Annotated in this window: 23 protein-coding genes; 13 read left to right on the forward strand and 10 right to left on the reverse strand. The window is 71.8% G+C overall.

Features of this window, described 5'->3' with window-relative positions; genetic code table 11:
- Positions 1-107 precede the first annotated feature (107 nt).
- On the forward strand, positions 108-1,397 hold the full coding sequence (locus ACIQVL_RS28180; protein WP_403476699.1) for an ROK family protein: 1,290 nt from the start codon (positions 108-110) through the stop codon (positions 1,395-1,397).
- A gap of 106 nt (positions 1,398-1,503) precedes the next feature.
- Positions 1,504-1,755 (forward strand): hypothetical protein, encoded by a 252-nt coding sequence (locus ACIQVL_RS28185; protein WP_403476700.1) that lies wholly within the window; start codon positions 1,504-1,506, stop codon positions 1,753-1,755.
- 82 nt (positions 1,756-1,837) lie between these two features.
- On the opposite strand, the gene ACIQVL_RS28190 is transcribed toward ACIQVL_RS28185, so the two are convergent.
- Positions 1,838-2,800 (reverse strand): SDR family NAD(P)-dependent oxidoreductase, encoded by a 963-nt coding sequence (locus tag ACIQVL_RS28190; protein WP_403426213.1) that lies wholly within the window; start codon positions 2,798-2,800, stop codon positions 1,838-1,840.
- Positions 2,801-3,337: 537 nt separating this feature from the next.
- On the opposite strand from ACIQVL_RS28190, the gene ACIQVL_RS28195 reads away from it, so the two are divergent.
- The gene (locus ACIQVL_RS28195; protein WP_403426211.1) at positions 3,338-3,595 is read left to right on the forward strand and encodes a hypothetical protein; all 258 of its coding nucleotides are present in this window, start codon (positions 3,338-3,340) and stop codon (positions 3,593-3,595) included.
- A 16-nt stretch (positions 3,596-3,611) separates the two neighbouring features.
- Here ACIQVL_RS28195 and ACIQVL_RS28200 read toward each other — a convergent pair whose 3' ends face one another.
- From ACIQVL_RS28200 to ACIQVL_RS28215, 4 genes are all read right to left on the reverse strand, one after another.
- Positions 3,612-4,856: a ricin-type beta-trefoil lectin domain protein gene (locus ACIQVL_RS28200; RefSeq protein ID WP_403426209.1), complete on the reverse strand. Its 1,245-nt coding sequence runs from the start codon at positions 4,854-4,856 to the stop codon at positions 3,612-3,614.
- A gap of 167 nt (positions 4,857-5,023) precedes the next feature.
- Positions 5,024-5,689: a VanZ family protein gene (locus ACIQVL_RS28205; RefSeq protein ID WP_403476829.1), complete on the reverse strand. Its 666-nt coding sequence runs from the start codon at positions 5,687-5,689 to the stop codon at positions 5,024-5,026.
- A gap of 469 nt (positions 5,690-6,158) precedes the next feature.
- Positions 6,159-6,791 (reverse strand): DUF4230 domain-containing protein, encoded by a 633-nt coding sequence (locus tag ACIQVL_RS28210; protein ID WP_403426276.1) that lies wholly within the window; start codon positions 6,789-6,791, stop codon positions 6,159-6,161.
- 224 nt (positions 6,792-7,015) lie between these two features.
- Positions 7,016-7,828, reverse strand: a complete 813-nt coding sequence (locus ACIQVL_RS28215) for a helix-turn-helix transcriptional regulator (protein WP_403426208.1) — start codon at positions 7,826-7,828, stop codon at positions 7,016-7,018.
- 77 nt (positions 7,829-7,905) lie between these two features.
- Between ACIQVL_RS28215 and ACIQVL_RS28220 the strand changes: the two genes are divergently transcribed.
- The 3 genes from ACIQVL_RS28220 to tuf all read left to right on the forward strand — a co-directional run bounded on the left by ACIQVL_RS28220 (position 7,906) and on the right by tuf (position 10,896).
- On the forward strand, positions 7,906-8,622 hold the full coding sequence (locus ACIQVL_RS28220) for an SDR family oxidoreductase (RefSeq protein WP_403426206.1): 717 nt from the start codon (positions 7,906-7,908) through the stop codon (positions 8,620-8,622).
- Between the two features lie 59 nt (positions 8,623-8,681).
- Positions 8,682-9,638 (forward strand): ribose-phosphate diphosphokinase, encoded by a 957-nt coding sequence (locus tag ACIQVL_RS28225; RefSeq protein ID WP_403426204.1) that lies wholly within the window; start codon positions 8,682-8,684, stop codon positions 9,636-9,638.
- Between the two features lie 64 nt (positions 9,639-9,702).
- Positions 9,703-10,896, forward strand: coding sequence for an elongation factor Tu (gene tuf, locus ACIQVL_RS28230; protein WP_403426202.1), 1,194 nt, complete (start codon positions 9,703-9,705; stop codon positions 10,894-10,896).
- Between the two features lie 44 nt (positions 10,897-10,940).
- Here the strand turns inward: tuf and ACIQVL_RS28235 are convergent, their stop codons facing one another.
- Both ACIQVL_RS28235 and ACIQVL_RS28240 read right to left on the reverse strand, forming a co-directional pair.
- The gene (locus tag ACIQVL_RS28235) at positions 10,941-11,333 is read right to left on the reverse strand and encodes an anti-sigma factor antagonist (protein ID WP_403426200.1); all 393 of its coding nucleotides are present in this window, start codon (positions 11,331-11,333) and stop codon (positions 10,941-10,943) included.
- A gap of 219 nt (positions 11,334-11,552) precedes the next feature.
- Positions 11,553-11,981 carry a MarR family winged helix-turn-helix transcriptional regulator gene (locus ACIQVL_RS28240; protein WP_403426198.1) on the reverse strand — a complete coding sequence of 143 codons (429 nt, stop codon included), beginning with the start codon at positions 11,979-11,981 and terminating at the stop codon, positions 11,553-11,555.
- 116 nt (positions 11,982-12,097) lie between these two features.
- Between ACIQVL_RS28240 and ACIQVL_RS28245 the strand changes: the two genes are divergently transcribed.
- On the forward strand, positions 12,098-13,555 hold the full coding sequence (locus tag ACIQVL_RS28245) for an aldehyde dehydrogenase family protein (RefSeq protein WP_403476701.1): 1,458 nt from the start codon (positions 12,098-12,100) through the stop codon (positions 13,553-13,555).
- A gap of 25 nt (positions 13,556-13,580) precedes the next feature.
- Positions 13,581-14,687, forward strand: a complete 1,107-nt coding sequence (locus ACIQVL_RS28250; RefSeq protein WP_403476702.1) for an NAD(P)-dependent alcohol dehydrogenase — start codon at positions 13,581-13,583, stop codon at positions 14,685-14,687.
- 14 nt (positions 14,688-14,701) lie between these two features.
- Here the strand turns inward: ACIQVL_RS28250 and ACIQVL_RS28255 are convergent, their stop codons facing one another.
- From ACIQVL_RS28255 to ACIQVL_RS28265, 3 genes are all read right to left on the reverse strand, one after another.
- Positions 14,702-15,652 (reverse strand): NADP-dependent oxidoreductase, encoded by a 951-nt coding sequence (locus tag ACIQVL_RS28255; protein ID WP_403426193.1) that lies wholly within the window; start codon positions 15,650-15,652, stop codon positions 14,702-14,704.
- 109 nt (positions 15,653-15,761) lie between these two features.
- On the reverse strand, positions 15,762-16,328 hold the full coding sequence (locus tag ACIQVL_RS28260; RefSeq protein WP_403476703.1) for a TetR/AcrR family transcriptional regulator: 567 nt from the start codon (positions 16,326-16,328) through the stop codon (positions 15,762-15,764).
- Positions 16,325-16,687, reverse strand: a complete 363-nt coding sequence (locus ACIQVL_RS28265; protein WP_403426189.1) for a DUF1304 domain-containing protein — start codon at positions 16,685-16,687, stop codon at positions 16,325-16,327. Before ACIQVL_RS28265 ends, ACIQVL_RS28260 begins: the two co-directional genes overlap by 4 nt.
- A gap of 345 nt (positions 16,688-17,032) precedes the next feature.
- Here ACIQVL_RS28265 and ACIQVL_RS28270 point away from each other — a divergent pair, with 345 nt between their 5' ends.
- From ACIQVL_RS28270 to ACIQVL_RS28290, 5 genes are read left to right on the forward strand one after another with little or no spacing between them, the layout of a single operon-like run.
- The gene (locus tag ACIQVL_RS28270; RefSeq protein ID WP_403426187.1) at positions 17,033-18,862 is read left to right on the forward strand and encodes an ATP-binding protein; all 1,830 of its coding nucleotides are present in this window, start codon (positions 17,033-17,035) and stop codon (positions 18,860-18,862) included.
- Between the two features lie 5 nt (positions 18,863-18,867).
- Complete coding sequence (locus tag ACIQVL_RS28275) at positions 18,868-19,278, forward strand: roadblock/LC7 domain-containing protein (protein WP_046733906.1); 411 nt, start codon at positions 18,868-18,870, stop codon at positions 19,276-19,278.
- Positions 19,275-19,646 (forward strand): DUF742 domain-containing protein, encoded by a 372-nt coding sequence (locus tag ACIQVL_RS28280; protein WP_089103419.1) that lies wholly within the window; start codon positions 19,275-19,277, stop codon positions 19,644-19,646. Before ACIQVL_RS28275 ends, ACIQVL_RS28280 begins: the two co-directional genes overlap by 4 nt.
- A complete protein-coding gene (locus ACIQVL_RS28285) occupies positions 19,627-20,232 on the forward strand; it encodes a GTP-binding protein (RefSeq protein ID WP_403426183.1) in 606 nt (201 codons plus the stop codon). The genes ACIQVL_RS28280 and ACIQVL_RS28285 overlap by 20 nt, the downstream gene beginning before the upstream one ends.
- Entirely contained in the window at positions 20,229-21,479 is a 1,251-nt protein-coding gene (locus tag ACIQVL_RS28290; RefSeq protein ID WP_403426181.1) for a cytochrome P450, read from the forward strand. The genes ACIQVL_RS28285 and ACIQVL_RS28290 overlap by 4 nt, the downstream gene beginning before the upstream one ends.
- Positions 21,480-21,490: the final 11 nt, after the last annotated feature.

A 21,490-nucleotide genomic window follows, 5' to 3' on the forward strand; every position in this document is an offset into this window, starting at 1 on the left:
CCCTCCTTAGCTCACAGCGTGAACTAAGGGTTGGGAAAATATCGCTTCCGGCCCCCCGAAGGAGTATGTTGCAGGTCGGGCAGGGTTCGTGAAGGGAGCGGAGCCACATGGCGGGGCGGAACGGGCGCACGGTACGCGACCTCAGAAGGGCCAACCGCACGGCCGTACTGCAGCGGCTCTACTTCGACGGCCCCCTCAGCCGCTTCGAGCTGGGCCCGGCAACGGGCCTGAGCTCCGGCTCGGTGAGCAACGTGGTCGCCGACCTGGTCGCCGACGGCCTGGTCGAGGAGGCCGGCAGCGTCGACTCCGACGGCGGCCGCCCCCGCACCCTGCTGCGCGTCGCCCCGCACAGCGGTCACATGATCGGCGTGGACGTCGGCGAGACCCGCGTCCGCGTCGAGCTGTTCGACCTCAACCTCACCGAACTGGCCCGCGTCGAGCGCCCCTTGGAGCAGCAGGGCTACGACGTCGAGGTGATCGTCGGCCACATCCGGGACGGCATCGACGAGGTCCTCGCCACCGAGGGCGCCTCGCCCGAACTGCTCCTCGGCGTCGGCGTCGGCGTACCCGGCATCATCGAGCACACCGAGGACCGGGGTGCCCTCGTGCACGGCCAGACCATCGGCTGGGACGCCGTCCCGCTGGAGGAGCTGCTCCGCTCCGGCTGCCGGCTCCCGGACTCCGTGCGCTACTTCATCGACAACGGCGCGAAGACCCTGGGCCAGGCCGAGATGTGGTTCGGCGCCGGGCGCGGCGCGGACAACGCGGTCGTGGTCCTCTTCGGCTCGGGCGTCGGCGCCTGTCTGGTCACCGCCGACGTGGAGAACGGCCGGGCGGTCGAATGGGGGCACCTGACCGTACGGGTGCGGGGCCGCCGCTGCCGCTGCGGAGCGCTCGGCTGCCTGGAGGCCTATGCCGGCGCCGAGTCGTTGCTGGCCCGCTGGCGCGAGGAGGGCGGCCGGCCCGACGAGGGCATCGACGAGGAGAGCGCGCTCACCGCGATGCTCGCCGCGGCCTACCCGGCCGAGGGCACCGAGCCCGACCCGGTCGCGCTCGCCGTCCTCGAGGAGACCGCCGAGTACCTGGGCGCGGGCCTCTCCGACCTGATCAACCTCTTCCAGCCCGAGCGCATCCTGATCGGCGGCTGGGCCGGGCTCCAGCTCGGCGCCCGCTTCCTGCCCGCCGTACGCCGGTACGCGACCACGTACGCGCTGCGTCACCCCGCCGAGCAGGTCACCATCGACCTGGGCCGGCTGGGCCCCGACGCGGTCACCGTGGGCGCCGCGATCCTGCCCCTCGCCGACTTCTTCAGCCGCGGCGGCCGCCGCGCGGAACCGGCGACCGAGGACCGGCTCCCCGCCTGGCGCGCGGCCCTGGAGGAACGCAGCCCGCGCTGACCCCACGCGCCTTGCCGCCCCCGCGTTTCACCCGGTTCCGCCGCGGTACCCGCCCGACGCCCGGAACGAGGCCTCGGGGCGAGGCCTCGGAACGAAGCTTCGTACGATGCGTGGGACGACGCGAGGGGAGTACGCCGTGGGCGAGAAGCAGGACGGCAAGCCGGTGCCCCGGGACCTGCCGGACCAGCAGGCCGGGCCCGGTCGGGACCCCTGGGAGGCGGCGCAGAGCGGACGGCCCGAGAGCCGCGGCGACGGCGACCTCCCCGACCCCGACGAGGCCGGGGCGGGCCCCGGCGGGACCCCGCGCTCGGGTTCGGTGCACCCCGAGGAACCGGTCCCCGACGAGCCGTCGGCCTGAGGATCCGACGGCCGGCCCGCAGCGCACGGCGGTCCCGTAGCGGCAACGGGGGCGCGCCGAAGCCGCCCGACCCGCCAGGTGCTCAGGCGAACGCGTTCACGCCCGTCAGCTCGGCCGAGAGGTCCCACAGCCGGGCGGCCTGCTCCGGGTCGATGGCCCAGGCCTTCACACCGGTCGGCTCGCCCTCCACCGCGGGCTCGGCGATGTCGCAGTCCTCCAGGTACACCCCGCCCAGCTCCGCCAGCTGCGGGGAGGTGGCCGCCCAGATCTGGGTGGCCGCACCCTGCTCGGGTGTCTTCATGCCCGCGACCTCCAGCAGGTTGCCCTGCTCGTCCGTCCAGCCGCGCTCGATCTTCTCCGCGAGCGGGATGTGCCGCTGCAGCGGGGTCATGATGCCGCCGGGGTGCAGGGCGAAGGCGCGTACGCCCGAGTCCCGGCCCAGCCGGTCGAGGTGCACGGCGAACAGCACGTTCGCGGTCTTGGCCTGGCCGTACGCCTCCCACTTGTCGTAGCCGTGCCGCCACTGGACGTCGTCCCAGCGCATCCCGGAGAAGTGGTGGGCTCGCGAGGAGACCGACACGACCCGGGCGCCGCCGGGCTCGACGGCCGGCCAGAGCCGGTTGACGAGGGCGAAGTGCCCGAGATGGTTGGTGGCGAACTGGGCCTCCCAGCCGGGCCCGACCCGGGTCTCCGGGCAGGCCATGATCCCGGCGCTGTCGATCATGAAGTCGACGGTCCGCCCGGAGGCCAGGAACCGCTCCGCGAAGCCGCGGACGCTCTCCAGGTCGCCGAGGTCGAGTTCGTCCACCTCCACCCCGTCGAGCCCGGCCAGCGCCTCGCGGGCGGTCTCGGTGCGCCGTGCGGGGACGACGACGTGGGCGCCGGCCTCGGTGAGGGCCCGGGTGGTCTCCAGTCCGATCCCGGAGTAGCCGCCGGTGACGATGGCGAGCCGGCCGCCGAGGTCGAGCCCGGCCAGGACCTCGTCGGCCGTGCTGTCCGCGCCGAAGCCGGAACCGATCTTGTGCTGAGGAGTCGTTGTGCTCATGTCCCGAACGCTACGAATTGGAGTGCGCTCGAAGTCAAGCGCGTCCTCCCGGAGTGTCCGGAGCGGTTCCGGACAGGGGAAAGCCCCGGTCGCGACGGGGGATTCGCGGCCGGGGCGGTCAGGTGGTGGGCGCGGATGGCGGTCGCCTCTCGGCGAAGGGCTCCACAGGGCTTCAGCCGAACGATCGTCCCTGTGGGCTAAAGGTGAGGCCCGGGGACACTGTCCCATCCGCACCCACGGTTGGTTTAACGGGCAACCACCCCTGGGTGTTCCGGGGTCGCGCGTGACGCGTGTCACTCGGCGGCCGGTGGGCGGCTCGCCGACGCCCGCCGGCGGTGCGAGCCGCGGATTCGCCCGGGACTTCCTCAAGCCTGCGCAAATATCGGGGCAAATCTCCGGTCGGTGTCTCCTCGGCCACCTGGGCCGTTTTCGGGCCAGGTGGCGCGTTCCAGCGCATAGACGGGGTCCATGGCCGCCTCCGCCGTCCGGGTGACTCGGCCCGGTCACTTCCGCCCCGGGAGATCTACCCTCGATTGCATGACCGAGATAGCGAGCCCGTACATCTCCCAGCCGCGGATCCTGGTGCTCGGGGTCATGACCGGCAGGCCCGGCACCCCGCCCTTCCGCATCGTGGAGATCGACGGAGAGGTGGTCTGCCAGGCCCGCACCGTCACGGACGTACTGGAGGTGGCCGCGTCCTTCGGGATCCCGGTCCACGACCTGGACGACCCGGACGTGGTCCGCTGGGTGGGCGGGGACAAGTTCACCTGGACGCCCCGCCCGGCACGCCGCTAGCCGGCGTGCCCTGATTTCAGCCGACCGTCCACTTCTGGTTGGCGCCGCCCGAGCAGGTCCAGATCTGCAGCCGGGTGCCGTTGGCCGAGTTGTTGCCGGTGACGTCCAGGCACTTGTTCGCCTGTGGGTTCACGATGTCGTGCGCCGAGGAGACCGCCCACTGCTGCGCGGCGGTGCCGTTGCAGTCGTAGAGCTGGACCTGCGTGCCGTCCGCCGTGCCGGCGCCGGTCACGTCCAGGCACTTGCCCAGCGCGCGGATGGTGCCGTCGCTGCCGACGGTCCACTGCTGGGCGGCGGTGCCGTTGCAGTCGTAGAGGTCGACGGGCGTGCCGTTGGCGGTGTTCGCCCCGGCCACGTCCACGCACTTGCCGGCCAGGCCCTTGATCGCGACCCCGGTCGCGCTGTCGCTGGTCGTCACCGACACCGAGTCCACGACCAGCTGCGCCGGGAAGGCGGTGGAGCTGTCCGGGTCGCCCGGCCAGTAGCCGCCCACGGCCAGGTTCAGGATCAGGAAGAACGGCTTGTTGAACGCCCAGGTGTTGCCGCCCACGTCGGCGGGGGTCCGGGTCTCGTAGACGACGCCGTCGACCGACCACTTGATCGAGTTGGGCGCCCAGTCGACGGCGAACGTGTGGAAGGCGTCCGCGAACGCCTGCCCGTTCGACAGCGAGTAGGCCGCGCCTATCCCGTTGGAGCCGGAGTAGCCGGGGCCATGGATGGTGCCGTGCACGGTCGACGGCTCGTAGCCGACGTTCTCCATGACGTCGATCTCGCCGGAGTTCGGCCAGCCGACCGACCCGATGTCGGTCCCGAGCATCCAGAAGGCCGGCCACATGCCCTGCCCGCGCGGGATCTTCATCCGGGCCTCGACGTGCCCGTACTGGGCGCTGAACTTCCCGGAGGTGTTCATCCGGGCCGAGGTGTACTGGCAGGTGCCGTACCAGCACTGGTAGTTGGCGGGGTTCTCCTTCTTGGCCGTGATGACCAGGTGCCCCTGGCCGTCGAGAGCCGCGTTGTTGGTGCCCGAGGTGTAGTACTCGCGCTCGTGGTTGTTGACGTTGTCGCCGGTCTCCAGCGACCACTTCGAGGAGTCGACCGGTGAACCGGCGGCCCCGTCGAAGGTGTCGGAGAAGGTCACGGCGGCCGCGCTCGCGTCGGCGGCCTCGGCCCGGTGCGCGGGGCCTACCGCGAGGGACCCGACCAGGGCGGCGGCGGACAGGGCGGCGAAGAGACATCTGCGGAGCAGTCGTGGGGAGGCCATGGCGCTCCCTTCCGTCCGGCGGCCGGGCGCGGGGAGGCGTCCGGCCGGAGTGGGGGGGTAAGGGTTACGCCTGTTGATTTAAGGAGTGAGATAAGTGGTGCGTCAATACTTTGGTACGGACCAGTACAGGACGATCCGATGGCTGGAACCGGACGCCCGTCCGGCCGTCAGGCCTTGCGCCTGCGGGCGTGCACCGCGCGACCGAGCCGGCGGCCCAGCAGCAGCCAACCGACCAGCGCCCCCGTGGTGTTGAGGATGACGTCGTCCACGTCGAACGCCCGGCCGGTGACCAGCGCACCCTGCGCCATCTCCACCAGCAGCATTACGATCGCGGTCAGCAGCAGCACCCGCAGCACGCCCCGGGCGCCGGGCGCGAGGACCGGCACCAGGATCCCGAACGGGACGCCGAGCAGGACGTTGCCGCCGATCTGCTTCACCGCGTCACGGAACGCCGGCTGGTCCAGATAGATCCTGAGCGTGGCGCCGGGGTGCAGATTGGTGTGCGCGATCGACACCGACGCGGGGGACGGATCGAGGGTCAGCTTGGCCAGGACGACCGCGAACGCCACCATCACGACGAAGGCGCACGTCATGGCCAGCAGCCGCAGCGGGAGGGGGAGCGGACGGCGCTCGTCGGCGCCCGCCTTGGCGGAGGTCTTGGCGGAGGTCTTGCCGGGCGTCGCCTTTCCCGGGGCGGGCTTCCTGCCGAAGCCGCGAGCCTTCCCGGCGGCGCCCTTCTTCCCGGTGGCCCCCTGCTTCCCGCCGGTGCTCGCGGCCTTCGTGGCGCCGCCCTTCCCCGCGGCGGCCCCCGCCGCGGTGCGGCGGACCTTCACCAGGCCCGCGGCCCTGGTGAACAGCCCGGCGCTCCTGCCGGGACCCCTGCCCTTCTCCCTCTCCTCGATCGGGTCGCCCTTGGTGGTACGCAGGCGTGAGGCGGCGCTGGCCATCGGGTCCTCCACTCGTGAACTTGGCGGCGTGGTAACGCTGTTACCCGCGAAGCGCCCCAAGATGCCCTCCTCCCGGCGGCCCCTGGGGCACACCGCCGGATTCCGCCCGCGCTCCCCGGGCACTGCGGCAGCGCTCCCGCGTGCCGCCGCTCCGGCCACCCGGAGCGGCGCCCGGACAACAGAAGAGGCGAAGCGGACATCTCGTTGCGCCAAGGCCCGAGGCGGCGCATGACCAGGCCTACGGCGCTCGTCGCCTCGGCCGGGGTGCTGCCGGGCGGCTGATCAGCCGGCACATCACCCGGCTGATCGCACCGCACGTCGCCCGGCGCCGATCGGTCTGACCGTGCGGCGCCGGTCAGACCGTCCCGTAGGACACGTGCACCTCCGTGAAGCCGAGGGAGTGCAGCAGGCCCTCCAGCATGTCGGTGGTGTTGGTCTCGGCGCGGGTGGTCAGCCCGCTGCTCTTGGCCGCGTCCGAGATGTGCTTCACCGCGAGCTTCTGTACCGCCTGTTCGCTGTTCGGGTTGTCCGAGAACAGGTCGCCGAGCCGGTCCAGCAGACCGCGCTCCTTGGAGACGGCGTACGAGTGGTCGGCGTCCAGGGTGGCCTTGCCCAGCTGCGCGTGCGGCAGCCGGATGGTGGCCTCGGTCCGGTCGTCATTGACCGTCACGTCCTTCTGGGCGATCTTGCCGAGGTCGACGTAGGAGTCGACGGTGCCCGCGCCGACGTACAGGGTGCGGGTGCCGCGGATCGCGCTGGGCAGGTACTTGGCGTCCTTCTCCAGGTCGACGACGACCTGGAAGTTGCCGGAGGCCGCGTCGTAACGGCTCATGTCCTGGATGGACTTGAGCAGCGCCGGGCCGGTGTTGTCGCGGGTCTCCGTGCCGAACAGGTCCTTGATCCCGGGCAGCACCGCCAGTTTGATCCCGGCGAACAGCACCACGAGCACCAGCACCAGCGCGGTGACCAGTTTCGCCCAGCCGGGCATGCGCCGGGGCCGGGCCGTGACGGGAGCCTCCTGAGTGGAGCTCGCCTTGCTCTCCTTGGTGGAACTCGCCATGTGACGGTCCTCCTTTCCAACGAGACGAATGCCCGCCAACAGCCTTGTCAGACCGCGTTGTCGGCTGATTGAGACAGCTGGGTCAGGACTGATACACGCGGTGCCGAAACGTGTTCGACGGCCACCCGTGAGCAGCGCGCGCGGAAGGCCGGTCAGGCCCCCGCGGCCAGCTCCGCGATCCGGTGCGCCGACGCGGAACCCGGGTCCGCGGTGACCAGGACGACCTCCTGGTCGTCCTCCGGCACCAGCAGGACGTCGCAGTTCAGGCGCAGCCGCCCCAGCTCGGGATGGTCGAGGACCTTGGTGCGGTGGCCGGGGGCGTGCACCGGATGGGTCGCCCAGATCCGCCGGAAGTCCTCGCTTCCGGTGCGCAGGTCGTCCAGCAGGACAGCGAGCTGCGCGTCGTGCGGATAGCGTTCGGCGGCCCGCCGCAGCCGGGCCACCACGATGTGCCCGAACTCCTCGGCACTGGAGCTCTGGTACGTCCGCCCCTGGCCGAGGAAGCGGCGCCGCGCCAGGTTGGTCGTGCCGTGTCCGAGATCCCCGCCGAGCAGCAGCTGGGCGAGGGGGTTCCAGGCCACCACGCCGTAGGCAGCGTCGGTGACGATCGCGGCGGTGTCCGGAAGCCGCTCCAGCAGGTGGGCCACGTGCGGTCGGACCCGCCGTACCGCCGCGGTGCCGGGCGGCGGCGCGCCGGAGCCGGCCAGCCGGAAGAGGTGGCTGCGCTCGGCGGGGGCCAGCCGCAGCGCCCCGGCCAGGGCGTCCAGGACGCGCGGGGAGGGGCGGGGGCCGCGGGCCTGCTCAAGACGGATGTAGTAGTCGACCGACATGTGGGCCAGCTCGGCGACCTCCTCGCGGCGCAGTCCGGGGGTGCGGCGGTCGGTGCCGGGCGGCAGCCCCACCGTCTGCGGGCGGAGCCCCGCCCGGCGCTCGCGCAGGAAGCGGGCCAGTTCCTGCCTCGCCATGCCGTCGTCGCCTCCTCGGTCCGCCTGGTACAGACGGTCCCTGGCAGGGCGGACGCGGCCGGGGGACCGTGGCTGTCATGAACGATCGCACAGCACTCGTCACCGGTGCCAACACGGGCATCGGATTCCACGTCGCCCGACTGCTGGCGGAGGAGGGCTTCCAGGTCCACGTCGGCTCCCGGGTCGCCGAGCGCGGTGCGCGGGCCGTGGCGGAGATCGGCGCGAACGCGCGGCTCCTGGTCCTGGACGTCACGGACCCCGGCAGCGTCGAGCGGGCCGCCGCCGGCGTCGGCCGCCTCGACGTCCTGGTCAACAACGCCGGCGTCCAGCCGGTGACCGGCACCCCCTCCGAGACCGGCGTCGAGGGCTTCCGGCAGACATACGAGACCAACGTCTTCGGCGTCGTCGCGGTCACCAACGCCTTCCTGCCCGCCCTGCGCCGCTCCGCCCACCCGCGCGTCGTGAACGTCTCCAGCGGTACCGCGTCCCTCGCCTGGAGTACCGGGCCCAATCCGCAGTTCGCCGAGGGCGTCCCCAGGTCCGCCGCCTACCGCTCCTCCAAAGCCGCGCTCAACGCGCTGACCGTCCTTTACGCCCAGGAGCTGGCCGAGGCCGGGTTCAAGGTGAACGCGCTGGCCCCGGGAGCGCGGTCGACGGGACTGGTGCCGGGGCTGGCCGGCCGGGGCGGCGACCCGGCCGAGGGTGCGCGGGGGGCCGTACGGCTGGCGCTGCTGCCCGACGACGGCCCCACCGGCGGATTCTTCTCCTGGGACGGCACACCCGTGCCGTGGTGAGAGCCGCACGGTCCGTAGCATGAGCCCGTAGCCCGTATTGATCATGCGAGGAGCGGATCGTGCGAGACATCGCCGTCTTCAGCGGCAGCGCCCACCCCGAGCTGGCCGAGGAGGTCTGCGCGCACCTCGGGGTGCCGCTCAGCCCGACGCGGGTCAGCCGGTTCGCCAACGACTGCCTGGAGGTGCAGCTCCAGGCCAACTGCCGGGAGCGGGACGTCTTCCTGATCCAGCCCCTGGTCCGGCCGGTGCAGGAGCACCTGGTGGAGCTGCTGCTGATGTGCGACGCGGCCCGCGGCGCCTCCGCGGGCCGGATCACCGTCGTCATGCCGCACTACTCCTACGCCCGCTCCGACAAGAAGGACGCCCCGCGCATCTCGCTCGGCGGCCGCCTGGTCGCCGACCTGCTGGTGGCCGCGGGCGCCGGCAGGGTCCTCGCCATGACCCTGCACGCCCCTCAGGTGCACGGCTTCTTCTCGGTGCCGGTCGACCACCTGCACGCGCTGCGCGAGCTGGCGGCGCACTTCCGGCGGTACGACCTGTCGCGCACCACCGTCGTCTCGCCCGACCTCGGCAACGCCAAGGAGGCCGCGGCCTTCGCCCGGCTGATCGGCGCCCAGGTGGCGGCCGGTGCCAAGCAGCGGTACCCGGACGACCGGGTCACCATCAGCTCGGTGATCGGCGAGGTGGCCGACCGGGACGTCATCGTGCTCGACGACGAGATCGCCAAGGGCAGCACGGTCGTCGAACTCCTGGAAAAAATCAGGGAGTTGGGACCGCCGCGGTCGATCCGGATCGCCTGTACCCACGGGCTGTTCGCAGCCGGGGCGCTCAAGCGGCTCAGCGAGCAGCCCGACGTACTGGAGATCGTCTGCACCAACACCGTACCGGTGCCCGCCGAGGAGCACACCGACAAGCTGCGGATCCTGTCCATCGCCCCGGCACTGGCGGAGGCCGTACGCCGTATTCACAACGGTGAGTCCGTGAGCGCCCTGTTCGACGAGCCGCGCAACCTCTAGACAGGAAGGAGGAGTTGTAGCGCTGCACCGCGCTCGGCGGCACCGAGGCGAACGGGAGGCCCCAGTGGCGAAGGCCAGGTTCGAGCGGACGAAACCACATGTGAACATCGGCACCATCGGGCACATCGACCACGGCAAGACGACACTCACCGCGGCCATCACCAAGGTGCTGCACGACAAGTTCCCCCAGCTCAACCCGTTCACGCCGTTCGACCAGATCGACAAGGCACCCGAGGAGCGGCAGCGCGGCATCACCATCTCCATCGCGCACGTCGAGTACCAGACCGAACGCCGGCACTACGCGCACGTCGACTGTCCCGGCCACGCCGACTACATCAAGAACATGATCACCGGGGCCGCCCAGATGGACGGGGCGATCCTGGTGGTCGCCGCCACCGACGGGCCGATGCCGCAGACCAAGGAACACGTGCTGCTGGCCCGGCAGGTGGGGGTGCCGTACATCGTCGTCGCGCTCAACAAGACCGACATGGTCGACGACGAGGAGATCCTGGAACTGGTGGAGCTGGAGGTGCGCGAACTGCTCACCGAGTACGAGTTCCCCGGCGACGACGTCCCGGTGGTCAGGGTCTCCGCGCTCAGGGCCCTGGAAGGCGACCCGCAGTGGACCGCGGCTTTGCTCGAACTCCTCGACGCCGTGGACGAGTTCGTGCCCGAGCCGGTGCGGGACGTGGACCGGCCGTTCCTGATGCCGATCGAGGACGTCTTCACCATCACCGGCCGGGGCACCGTCGTCACCGGCCGGATCGAGCGCGGTGTGCTGCGGGTCAACAGCGAGGTCGAGATCATCGGCATCCACCCGCAGAAGACGCGGACCACGGTCACCGGCGTCGAGATGTTCAGGAAACTGCTCGACGAGGGCCGGGCCGGGGAGAACGTGGGGCTGCTGCTGCGCGGGGTCAGGCGGGACGACGTCGAGCGCGGCCAGGTCGTCATCAGGCCCGGATCGGTCACCCCGCACACGGAGTTCGAGGCCCGCGCCTACATCCTCTCCAAGGACGAGGGCGGCCGGCACACCCCGTTCTTCCAGAACTACCGCCCCCAGTTCTACTTCCGCACCACCGACGTGACCGGCGTCGTCACCCTGCCCCCGGGCACCGAGATGGTGATGCCGGGCGACAACACCACCGTGCACGTCCAGCTGATCCAGCCGATCGCGATGGAGGAGGGCCTGAAGTTCGCGATCCGCGAGGGCGGTCGGACCGTCGGCGCCGGCCAGGTGACCAGGATCCTCAAGTGACCGCGGTGGCACCGGACTCGGGGGTGAGCACGGTGGCAACGGTGTCATAAGGTGCCGGACGTGGCCTCGGGCTGGCCCAGGGCCGCGTCCAGCGTCGGCCTGGGCGGCAGCAGCCGCGACAGGCCGGTCACCTTCAGCACCCGCAGGGTCAGCGGGTGGGTGCAGACCAGCTGCAGCTGCCCGCCGCGCTCCAGCACCCGGCCGCGCGCCCGGTACAGCAGCCGCAGCCCCGAGCAGTCGAAGAACTCGACGGGCAGCAGGTCGATCACCACCCGGGCGTTCTCCTGGGCGGTCACCCGGTCCAGATGGGGCGCGATCTCCGTCGCCGCCGCGATGTCGATCTCGCCCCGCAGCTCCAGCACCGTGTGGCCGCGGTCCTGGTGGATGCGCAGGTGCCGGGAGAGCGGCGCGGGATCCTGCCGGGGTTCCTGGCGCACGGCGACATCACCTCCCACCCCTGCCGGTTCAATTCCGTTCCCCGCCTTGCAAGTTACCCTCGATGGAGGGAATTTGAGCATGTTCGATTGACATATGTCTGCTGCTTCGGCTCGCCATTTTCTGTGGCGTGCGCGACAGTCGGGGAACGAGCACGTGGGAGCGCTACCACCCGGCAGGGAGAAAGCGGGCCGGGAGAGCGCGGCCTGCGAGGGCGCGGGCTACGAGAGTGCGTGCCACGCCTTGCTCAGCGCCTGACGGAACTGCTCCTCCTGGTGTCCGGTGAGCTCGCGGACCATCCGCTCCTCCAGCTCCCGCACCGGCCCGGCCACCTCGGCGAGCAGCTCGCGCGCGGCGTCCGTCAGCAGGATCAGCAGCTCGCGCCGGTTGCGGGGATTGCGCTCCCGTCGGATCAGCCCGCGCGTCTCCAGTGACCGCACGAGGTCGGCCATCGACTGGGCGGTGACGAACGAGTCCCGGGCCAGCTGGGCCGCCGACAGACCGTCGTGGCGCTCCAGCACGGTCAGGGCCGTGTACTGCAGCGCGGTGATCCCGGCGGGCTTCACCAGCTCGTCGAGGTGTGAGCGCACCACCAGTTCCACCTGCTTGACCATGTACAGCAGCGAGGGGCGTGTCCTTGTACCGACCATGCGATCACCCTAGACCATTGACAGGAATCCTGTCTGTAATCAGACTGCGGTCCAGGGATGCAACCAACAGGAATCCTGTTTGTTGAAGGCTTGGCGATCGACGCTGGGAGTGGGCAATGACGACCACCTTCGAGACCGGACCGGGGCAGCTGTTCATCGGCGGACAGTGGCGGGAGGCCGCCGACGGGGCCCGGACGGAGGTGACCGACCCCGCCACCGGCCAGGTGGTCACCACCGTCGCGGAGGCCGGCGCCGCCGATACCGACGCCGCCGTACGTGCCGCCCGCGAGACCTTCGACGCGGGGGAGTGGCCGGGGCTCAGCGGCCGGGAGCGGGGCCGCGTGCTGCACCGCGTCGCCGAGCTGATCCGGGCGAACGCCGAGGAACTGGCCGCCCTGGAGAGCCTGGACGTCGGCAAGCCGATCACGCTCGCCCGTGCCGTCGACGTCACCAACGCGGCCAACGACTACGAGCACTTCGCGGCCCTCGCCCACTCGCTCGACGGCGCCGTCCGCGACGTACCGATGAACGCCCTCGCCTACACCCGGCGCGAGGCGATCGGCGTGGTCGCGGCCATCACCCCCTTCAACTTCCCGCTCATCCTGGCCGGTTCGAAGATCGGCCCGGCCCTCGCCGCCGGCAACACGGTCGTCCACAAGCCCGCCGACGAGACCCCGCTCAGCGCCCTCTACATGGCCCGCCTGTTCCAGGAGGCGGGGCTCCCCGACGGCGTGCTGAACGTCGTCACCGGCGCCGGACCGGTCGCGGGCGAGGCCCTGCTGCGCCACCCGGGCGTCGACAAGGTCGCCTTCACCGGCTCCACCGCCGTCGGCCGGCACGTCGCGAGCACGGCCGGGGAGGCGCTCAAGCCGGTCACCGTGGAACTCGGCGGCAACGCGGGCCACCTCGTCTTCGAGGACGCCGACCTGGAGAAGGCCGTCGCCGCCGTCATCAAGGCCTTCGTCTTCAACACCGGCCAGTTCTGCATGGGCGGCCCCCGCCTCCTGGTCGCCCGACCGGTTCTCGCCACCCTGCTCGGCATCCTCGCCGAGGCCGTCCCCGGCGTCCCGGTCGGCGACCCGCGCGACCCCGCCACCGTGGTCGGCCCGATGGCGGGGGAGAAGCACCTGCGCAAGGTCGAGGAGTACGTCGAGCTCGCCCGCAAGGAGGGCGGCCGCATCGTCTGCGGCGGCGAACGCCTCGACCTGAACGGCGGGTTCTACTACCGGCCGACCGTCGTCGCCGACCTGCCCAACGACTCCCGGGTGGTCCAGGACGAGATCTTCGGCCCGGTCCTCACCGTGCAGCCCTTCGACTCCGAGGACGAGGCGGTCGCTCTCGCCAACTCCACGCCGTACGGCCTCGCCTCGGGCATCCAGACCGGCAGCCTGGCCCGCGCGCACCGGGTCGCCGCCCGCCTCCAGGCCGGGATCGTCTGGGTCAACGACTGGGCGCTGCTCGACCCCGCCGTCCCCTTCGGCGGGGTCAAGGCCTCCGGCTTCGGCCGCGAGTACGGCCCCGAGTCCCTCGCCGCCTACACCAAGACCAAGTCCGTCGTCGTCTCGCTCGACTGAGCCCCGCAGACCAGGAGTTCGTACGATGTCCCTCACCACCCGAGCCGCCGTGGTCGAGTCCGGCGGCGCCCCCTTCACCCTCCGCGACGTCCAACTCGACGAGCCGGGGCCCTACGAGGCGCTCGTCCGCATGGTCGCCGCCGGCCTGTGTCACACCGACCTCAGCGTGGCGAGCGGCGGACTGCCCTTCCCGCTGCCCGGAGTCCTGGGCCACGAGGGCGCCGGCGTCGTCGAGGCCGTCGGCTCCGCCGTGACCGGCGTGGCCCCGGGCGACCATGTCGTCCTGTCCTTCACCTCCTGCGGCACCTGCCGCAACTGCCGCGGCGGCCACCCCGCCTACTGCACCACCTGGCTGCCGCTCAACCTGATCGGCGGCCGGCGCGCCGACGGCACCGCCACGGTCAGCCGGGACGGCGAGCCGCTCGGCGGCCACTTCTTCGGCCAGTCCTCCTTCGCCGAACGGGCGCTGGTGGACGAGCGCAGCCTGGTCAAGGTCGACCCGGACGTGCCGCTGGAGTCGATCGCCCCGCTGGGCTGCGGGGTGCAGACCGGGGTCGGCGCCGTGTGGAACGTCCTGGAGCCGGCCTCCGGCAGCACGGTCGTCGTCCTCGGCACCGGAGCGGTCGGCCTCTCGGCCGTCATGGCCGCCGCGCTCACCCCCGCCACCACGGTCGTCGCCGTCGACCGGGTGCCCGAACGCCTGGAGCTGGCACGGGAGGTGGGCGCCACCCACACCGTCGACGCGACCCGGGAGGACGTGCCCGAGGCTCTGCGCCGGATCTCGAACGGGGCCGGTGCCGACGGCATCGTGGAGACCACCGGCAACGTCGGCGTCCTCCGCCAGGGCGTCGACGCGCTCGCCGCCCGCGGCACCCTGGTCGTCGTCGGCGCTCCGCCCTTCGGCGCCGAAGTCCCCCTCGACGTCAACGGGTTGCTGGCCGGCAAGCGGATCGTCGGCCTCACCCTGGGCGACAGCGAGACCCAGGCCTTCATCCCGGCCCTGGTCCGGCTGGTCCGCGAGGGGCGGCTGCCGCTGGACCGGCTGATCAGCACCTACCCGTTCGCCGACATCGACCGGGCCGTGCGGGACATGAGCACGGGCAAGGCGATCAAGCCCGTGCTCACCTTCTGACCGCGCCGGTCAGGTCAGTCCATGACCAGGACCAGCTTCCCGGTGGTCCGGCCGGTGCCGCCCTGCTCGTGCGCCTTGGCGGCATCGGCCGGCGGGAAGGTCCCCGCGACGGTCGCCCGCAGCCGCCCCGCCGCCACCAGGTCCGCGACGGCCCGCATCCCGGCCCGGTCGGCGTCCACGAGCATCCGCACCGCCCGCACACCCAGCCGCTCGGCCTCCTCGTACAGCGCCGGCGAGCCCACCGGCAGGATGGACACCAGGATCCCGCCCGGCCGCAGCACCCGCAGCGAACCGACCGACGTGTCCCCGCCGACCGTGTCCAGCACGACGTCGACGTCCCGCACCGTCTCGGTGACATCCACGGACCGGTAGTCCACCGGCTCGTCCACGCCGATCTCGCGCAGGAAGCCGTGCTTGCCGGCGCTCGCCGTGCCGATCACGTACGCACCGCGCGCCTTGGCGATCTGCACCGCCACATGCCCGACCCCGCCGGCCGCCGCGTGGACCAGCACCCGCTGCCCCGGCTGTACGTCGGCGTTCTCCACCAGCGCCTGCCAGGCGGTCAGGGACACCAGCGGCAGCGCGCCCGCCTGCACGTGGTCGATCACGGCGGGCTTCGGTACCAGGGCCCGAGCGGGGACGATCGCGTACTCGGCGTGCGTGCCGTGCCCGAACGGGTAGGGCGCCATCCCGAAGACCTCGTCACCGGGCTTGAAGGCGGCGACGCCGATCCCGGTCTCCTCGACCGTGCCGGAGACGTCCCAGCCGAGGACGAAGGGCGGCCTGCCCAGGAAGCCGCCGGTCTCCCGGTGCTTCCAGTCGGTCGGGTTGAGGCCGGCGGCCCGCACCCGGACCAGCACCTCGTTGGGGCGCGGCTTCGGCCGCGCCGTCTCGATCACCTTCAGTACCTCGGGGCCGCCGAGCACGTCCTGGCTGATCGCGCGCATCGTGTTCACATCGTTCATGGTCACCCAGCCTGCCGGGATGCGCCCGGCAGGAAAATGGCACGATGGCCAAGCTTCGATGGAATCGTGCCAGCCCTGCCTGCGGACGGCCCGGCGGCCCCCGGACGGCTCAGCGGCTCATGTGCAGGGCGACCAGCAACTGCCAGACCTGGTCGGCCACCTGGTCCGGCCCGGCGTCGAGCAGGCCGTGCAGCCAGTCGGCCAGCACCCCGGCGAAGGTGGCGGCGACCGCCGAGGCCACCAGCGGGGCGTCCGCCGCGCCCGCCAGCTCCCGCTCGGCCAGGCTGCGCGCCCGCAGGTCCCGGTGCAGCACCCGGCCCAGCGGCCCCCCGCCGCCCGGTGCGAGCAGCTCCCGGTACAGCGCCGCGTGCGGGACCAGCCCGGCGAAGAACTCCCGCAGTGCATCGGGCGCGTGCACCGGGTCCGGCCGGCCGCGCCAGGCGTGCAGCGCGTCGACGGCCTCCCGTACGACGTCCGCGCAGGCGTCGACCGCCAGCGCCTCCAGGCCGTCGTAATGGACGTAGAAGGTGGCCCGGCCCACCCCGGCCCGGCGGACCACCGCGGCCACCCCGGCCTCGGCGAGCGGCCGTTCGGCGCACTCCGCCAGCAGGGCCGCCCGCAGCCGTGCCCGGGTGCGGGCGGCCCGCGGGTCCTCCGCGGCCGGGCGGCCGGTCATCGGGCGGCCAGGACGGCGGCCAGGGCGAGCGCGCCGGGCAGCGCCTGTGCGAACAGGATCCGCCGGTTGGCGGTGGCCGCGCCGTACACCCCCGCGACCACCACGCACGACAGGAAGAACACCTGGGCCCGGAAGCCGGTCGGGTCGGCCGCGACCAGCCCCCAGACCAGGCCGGCCGCCAGGAAACCGTTGTAGAGGCCCTGGTTGGCGGCGAGCGGCGCGGTCCGCCGGGCCAGTTCCGCGTCGAAGCCGTGGAAGCGCATCCCGGGGCCCTTCTGCCACAGGAACATCTCCATCACCAGGATGTACGCGTGCAGCGCGGCCACCAGTCCGACCAGCACGTTCGCCAGGGTTTCCATGATCGGTGATTCTCCCCATCTCTTGAACAGGTGTCCACTATAGCTGGACGGCTGTCCATGAAGTCGAGAGGCCCTTCGGTCGGGGCGCGGGGGGCATGTCCGGAAGTCAGGGGCAGGAATGGGTATTTGTTGATTTGCCGCCACCTGGCGGAGCGTGACGGAACCCTCACTTCCTCTGTTCACCGAGGTTGATCCTTTCGGGTTCAAACCCGATAAGCTCCCTTCCGTCACAGCGAGTTGACGTACCCCAAGGTGGGTCCGTCCCGCCGTGTGTACGTGTGAGTGCGGCCTTCGCACACCGCCCCTGTTCGCTGTTGTTCGATCGTGTTGCTTCGAGGGATGCAGATGGAACTCGCCACTCCGCCGCCGGCGGCGCGGGCCCCTGTCGCCTGGTACAGCTGGTGGCTGATGCCGCTGGCCTTAGGGGGAGGGACGGTCGCCGCCACGTTCATGAGTTCGGAGCGAATAACCGCGGCCGTCGCCGGTGCCGCGGCCACCGTCGCGAGCTCGGTGTGCGTGCGCCTGTTGATCCGCTCGCAGCGCCAACTGCGCAGCGCCGAAGGGTCGTTCCACAGCTCGCAGGCCGAGCACTCCCAGCAGTGGCAGCAGCATGTCTCGGGTCTGGAGCGGAAGTTCTCCGCCGAGCGCGCCACCCTGGAGGGCCGGCTCGACGAGCAGTCGGCCGCGTTCGACGCCCAGCTCACCGAGCAGGTGTCCGCCTTCGAGAGCCGGCTCGCCGACCGGACCGCCCACTACGACGCCCAACTGGCCGAACAGGCGCGGGCGTACGAGGAGCGGCTCGCCGACCAGCTGAGGGCCTCCGAGGCACAGCTCACCGACCAGGCCGAGGTCTGGCAGGAGCAGGTCACGCACCAGCGGGCCGCGATCTCCCGGCTCGCCGACGAGCAGCTGCCCGACGCGCTGAACCGGCTGCGTGCGGGCGACGCCATCGACGACCTGCTGCCCGCCACCGAGCAGTGCGCCAAGGTGGACAAGGACGTCCAGGCCGACCTGCGCCGCATCCTGCGCACGTCGCTGATCGGTGTGGAGGAGGAGTTCAACCGCTCCACCTCCGCCGAGCAGGCCGTGATCAGCATCGGCAACCGCATCCACGTCCTGACCAGCAAGCTGCGCGGCCGGTTGCACGAGATGCAGGGTGAGCACGGCCGGCTGCCCGCCGTGGCCCGCGGTCTCATGGAGCTCGACCAGGAGCTCGGCCCCGCCGACTCGCTCGCCGGCAGCATCGGCGTACTGGGCGGCTCGGACCGCCCCGGCCGTCAGTGGCAGGAGCCGCAGCGTCTGCTCAGCGTGGTGCGCGGCGGCATCGGCCGGATCAAGGACTTCCACCGCGTCGAGGTCCGGCATCTGCCCGAACTCGGCGTCGACGGCGGTCTGGTGGACCACCTCACGCTGATCTTCGCCCACCTGCTGGACAACGCGGCCCGCTACTCGCCGCCCACCGAGCCGGTGGTCGTCTCCGGCAAGGAGGTACCCAACGGCGTCGGCATCGAGATCCAGGACTCCGGCAAGGGCCTGAGCGAGGAGAAGAAGCGCGAGGCCGAGCACTCCCTGGCCGGCACCGACGCCGGACCCGGCATCGGAGGCATCTCCGAGGACGCCAACATCGGCCTGCGGGTCGTCGGCATCCTCGCCCGCCGCTACGGCATCCGGGTCACCTTCGCGGACTCGCCCTGGCTCGGCACCTCGGTGGTCGTCGTGGTCCCGCACAAGTTCTTCAGCCCGCTGCCCGCGGCCCCCGCCGCCCCGGTCCCCGTGACGGCCGCCCCCGCCGCCGCGTCCCCGGTGCAGGCGCACGGCCCGGTCGCCGTCGAAACCGTTGCTCAGCCGGAGTCCGGCGAGGCCCTGGACACCACCCCGGGCGGACTGCCCCGGCGGCGCAGCCGGCGCCGCGAGGAGGACCAGCCCGAGGAGCGCACCGCCCGCACGGAGCGCACGGAGGGCACCGCGTTCCCCGCGGTCCCGCCCGAGGAGTCCTTCGCGGGTCTGGCCGCCTTCGCCACCGCGGGCCGCGTGCCTGCTGCGGGCGAAGAGGCGGACAGCGAGGCCGAGTTGACCGGAGACGTAGACGACGCGGCACCCGCGACCCCGGCCGGCGCCGATGACGCCGCCGCCGGACGCGAGTCCGCCGAGCACCGCACTGAAGAGAGCGACTAGTCCACATGACGCAACAGGGAACCGACGTGAGCTGGGCGCTCCGTGATCTGGTGGAGAGCATCCCGGAGATCCGTTTCGCCCTCGTGGCCTCCAGCGACGGCAAGGCCATCACCTCCTTCGGCGCCGAGGACCCCGACGACGTGGACCGCTTCGCGGCCGTGGTGGCCGGGCTGCAGGCCCTGGCCCAGCCGGTCGCCGAGCAGTTCCCCAAGTACGCGGGGCAGCTGCGGCTGGCGATGATCGAGGTCGACGGCGGTCACCTCTTCGTCGTACGGGCCGGTGTGGAGACGTATCTCGGGGTCCTCGCCCGCGAGGGACTCGACCAGGGGCTGCTCGGCCATCAGATGCGGGACCTGTCCAGGCGGATGGGCGAGCTGCTCGGCACCTCTCCGCGCCTGGAGGAGCACTCTGGATGAGTGCTCCCCGCCGACCGTCGGATCCGTCCGGTCTCGAACGCTATTACGTCCTCACCGGGGGGCGCAGCGGACCGGGCGGGTCGGCGTCGAGCCTCGACGTGGCCACCCTCGTCGTCTCCCGCACCGCTCCCGTCCCGGGGATGCAGCACGAGTACGAGGAGATAGTCCGGCGCTGCCGTGATCCGCTGTCGGTGGCCGAACTCACCGCCCATCTCGGATTGCCCTTCAACATTCTCGCGGTGCTGTTGGCGGATCTGCTGGACGCAGGCCGTATTGAAGCCCGTGATCCCATTCCGGCGCACCACGCCGGACGCGGGCCTGACCTCGCGCTCCTCCAGGAGGTACTCAGTGGACTTGAAAGGCTTTGACCATTCCGGCGACCCCGGTGCCGGGGGGACCCGCTCGGTCAAGGTGATGATCGCCGGGGGGTTCGGCACCGGGAAGACCACCATGGTCCGCTCCGTCAGCGACATCAAGCCGCTCACCACCGAGGAGACACTCACCCAGGCGACCGTCGGCGTCGACAACCTCATCGGCGTCGCGGACAAGGCCGAGACCACGGTCAGCCTCGACTTCGGCAAGATCAGCATCAACGAGAACCTGATGCTGTACCTGTTCGGCACCCCCGGACAGGAGCGGTTCTGGTTCCTGTGGAACGGCCTGTTCAAGGGGGCGCTCGGGGCGATCGTCCTGGTGGACACGCGCCGGCTGGCCTCCAGCTTCCGGGCGATCGAGGAGATGGAGCGGCAGAACGTGCCCTTCGTCATCGCCCTGAACGTCTTCCCGGACTGCAAGGAACACCCCATCGAGGAGATCCGGGACGCCCTCGACATCTCCCCGCACACCCCCATCGTGGCCTGTGACGCCCGCGACCGGGCCTCCAGCCGTGACGTACTGATCGCCCTGATCCGTCATTTGAAGGAACGGTCCGCCGTCGTACTGGAGTCCCGATGAACGACCAGAACGCCGACAGCTCCGACGCCCCGCGCGGCTGCCCGGTCGCGCACGGTTCGGCCGAACTGACCCGGCTGTACGGGCCGGAGGCGGCGACCGACCCGGCCGGTATCTACGAACGGCTGCGCAAGGAGCACGGTTCCGTCGCGCCGGTGCTGCTGGAGGGCGACATCAACGCCTGGCTGGTGCTGGGCTACCGGGACGGCCGGCGGGTGCTCGACAATCCCCGCCAGTTCGCCCGGGACGCGCGGATCTGGCGGGACTGGCAGGAGGGCCGGGTCGCGGAGAACCATCCGCTGGTTCCGATGGTCGCCTGGCGCCCCGACTGCGTCTCCCAGGACGGCGAGGCACACCGCCGGCTGCGCGGTGCCGTCAACGACGGGCTCCAGGCCGCCGTGGGCCGCGGTATCCGGCGCCATGCCACGCACTTCGCCAACAAGCAGATCGACGCGTTCGCGGACACGGGCCGCGCCGACCTGGTGGCGGACTACGCCGGCTACCTGCCGATGCTGATCCTCGCCCGCGTCCTGGGCCTGACCGAGGCGGAGGGCCGCCGGCTCGTCGAGTCCAACGCCATGGTGTTCCGGGGCGGCGAGGAGGCGATCCTGCACGACGGCATCATCCGGGAGATCCTCGGCGAACTCGTCGACCGCAAGCGGGCCGAGCCCGGCTCCGACTTCACCACCGGCCTGCTGGACCATCACGCGGCCCTCGACCACGACGAGGTCGTGAGCCACCTGCGCCTGGTGCTGATGGCCGGGCACAGCACGACCAGCAATCTGCTGGCCCGGGTGCTGCAGCTCGTCCTCACGGACGCCTCGCGGCTCGCCGGCCTGACCAGCGGGCAGGTGACCATCACCGCGCTGGTGGAGGAGGTCATGTGGAACTCCCCGCCGCTGTCCGTCCTGCCGGGCCGCTTCGCCGTCAGCGACGTGGAACTGGGCGGGCACCGCATCGAGGAGGGCGACCTGCTCGTCCTCGGTCTCGCACCGGGCAACCTCGACCCCGAGGTCCGGCCCGACCCGGACGTCTCGATGCAGGGCAACGAGTCGCACCTGGCCTTCAGCGCCGGCCCGCACGAGTGCCCCGGGCAGAGCATCGGGCTGTCCATCATCCAGATCGCGGTGGACGTCCTGCTGCACCGGCTGCCGGGCCTGCGTCTGGCGGTGCCCGCGGAGGAACTCACCTCGACCGCGTCCACCTGGATGTCCGTGCTGGACAGCCTGCCGGTCGAGTTCGCGGCGTAGGTCCGCACACG

Origin of the sequence: Streptomyces sp. NPDC090499 (genome assembly GCF_044769305.1) — a bacterium.
Classification (GTDB): Bacteria; Actinomycetota; Actinomycetes; order Streptomycetales; family Streptomycetaceae; genus Streptomyces.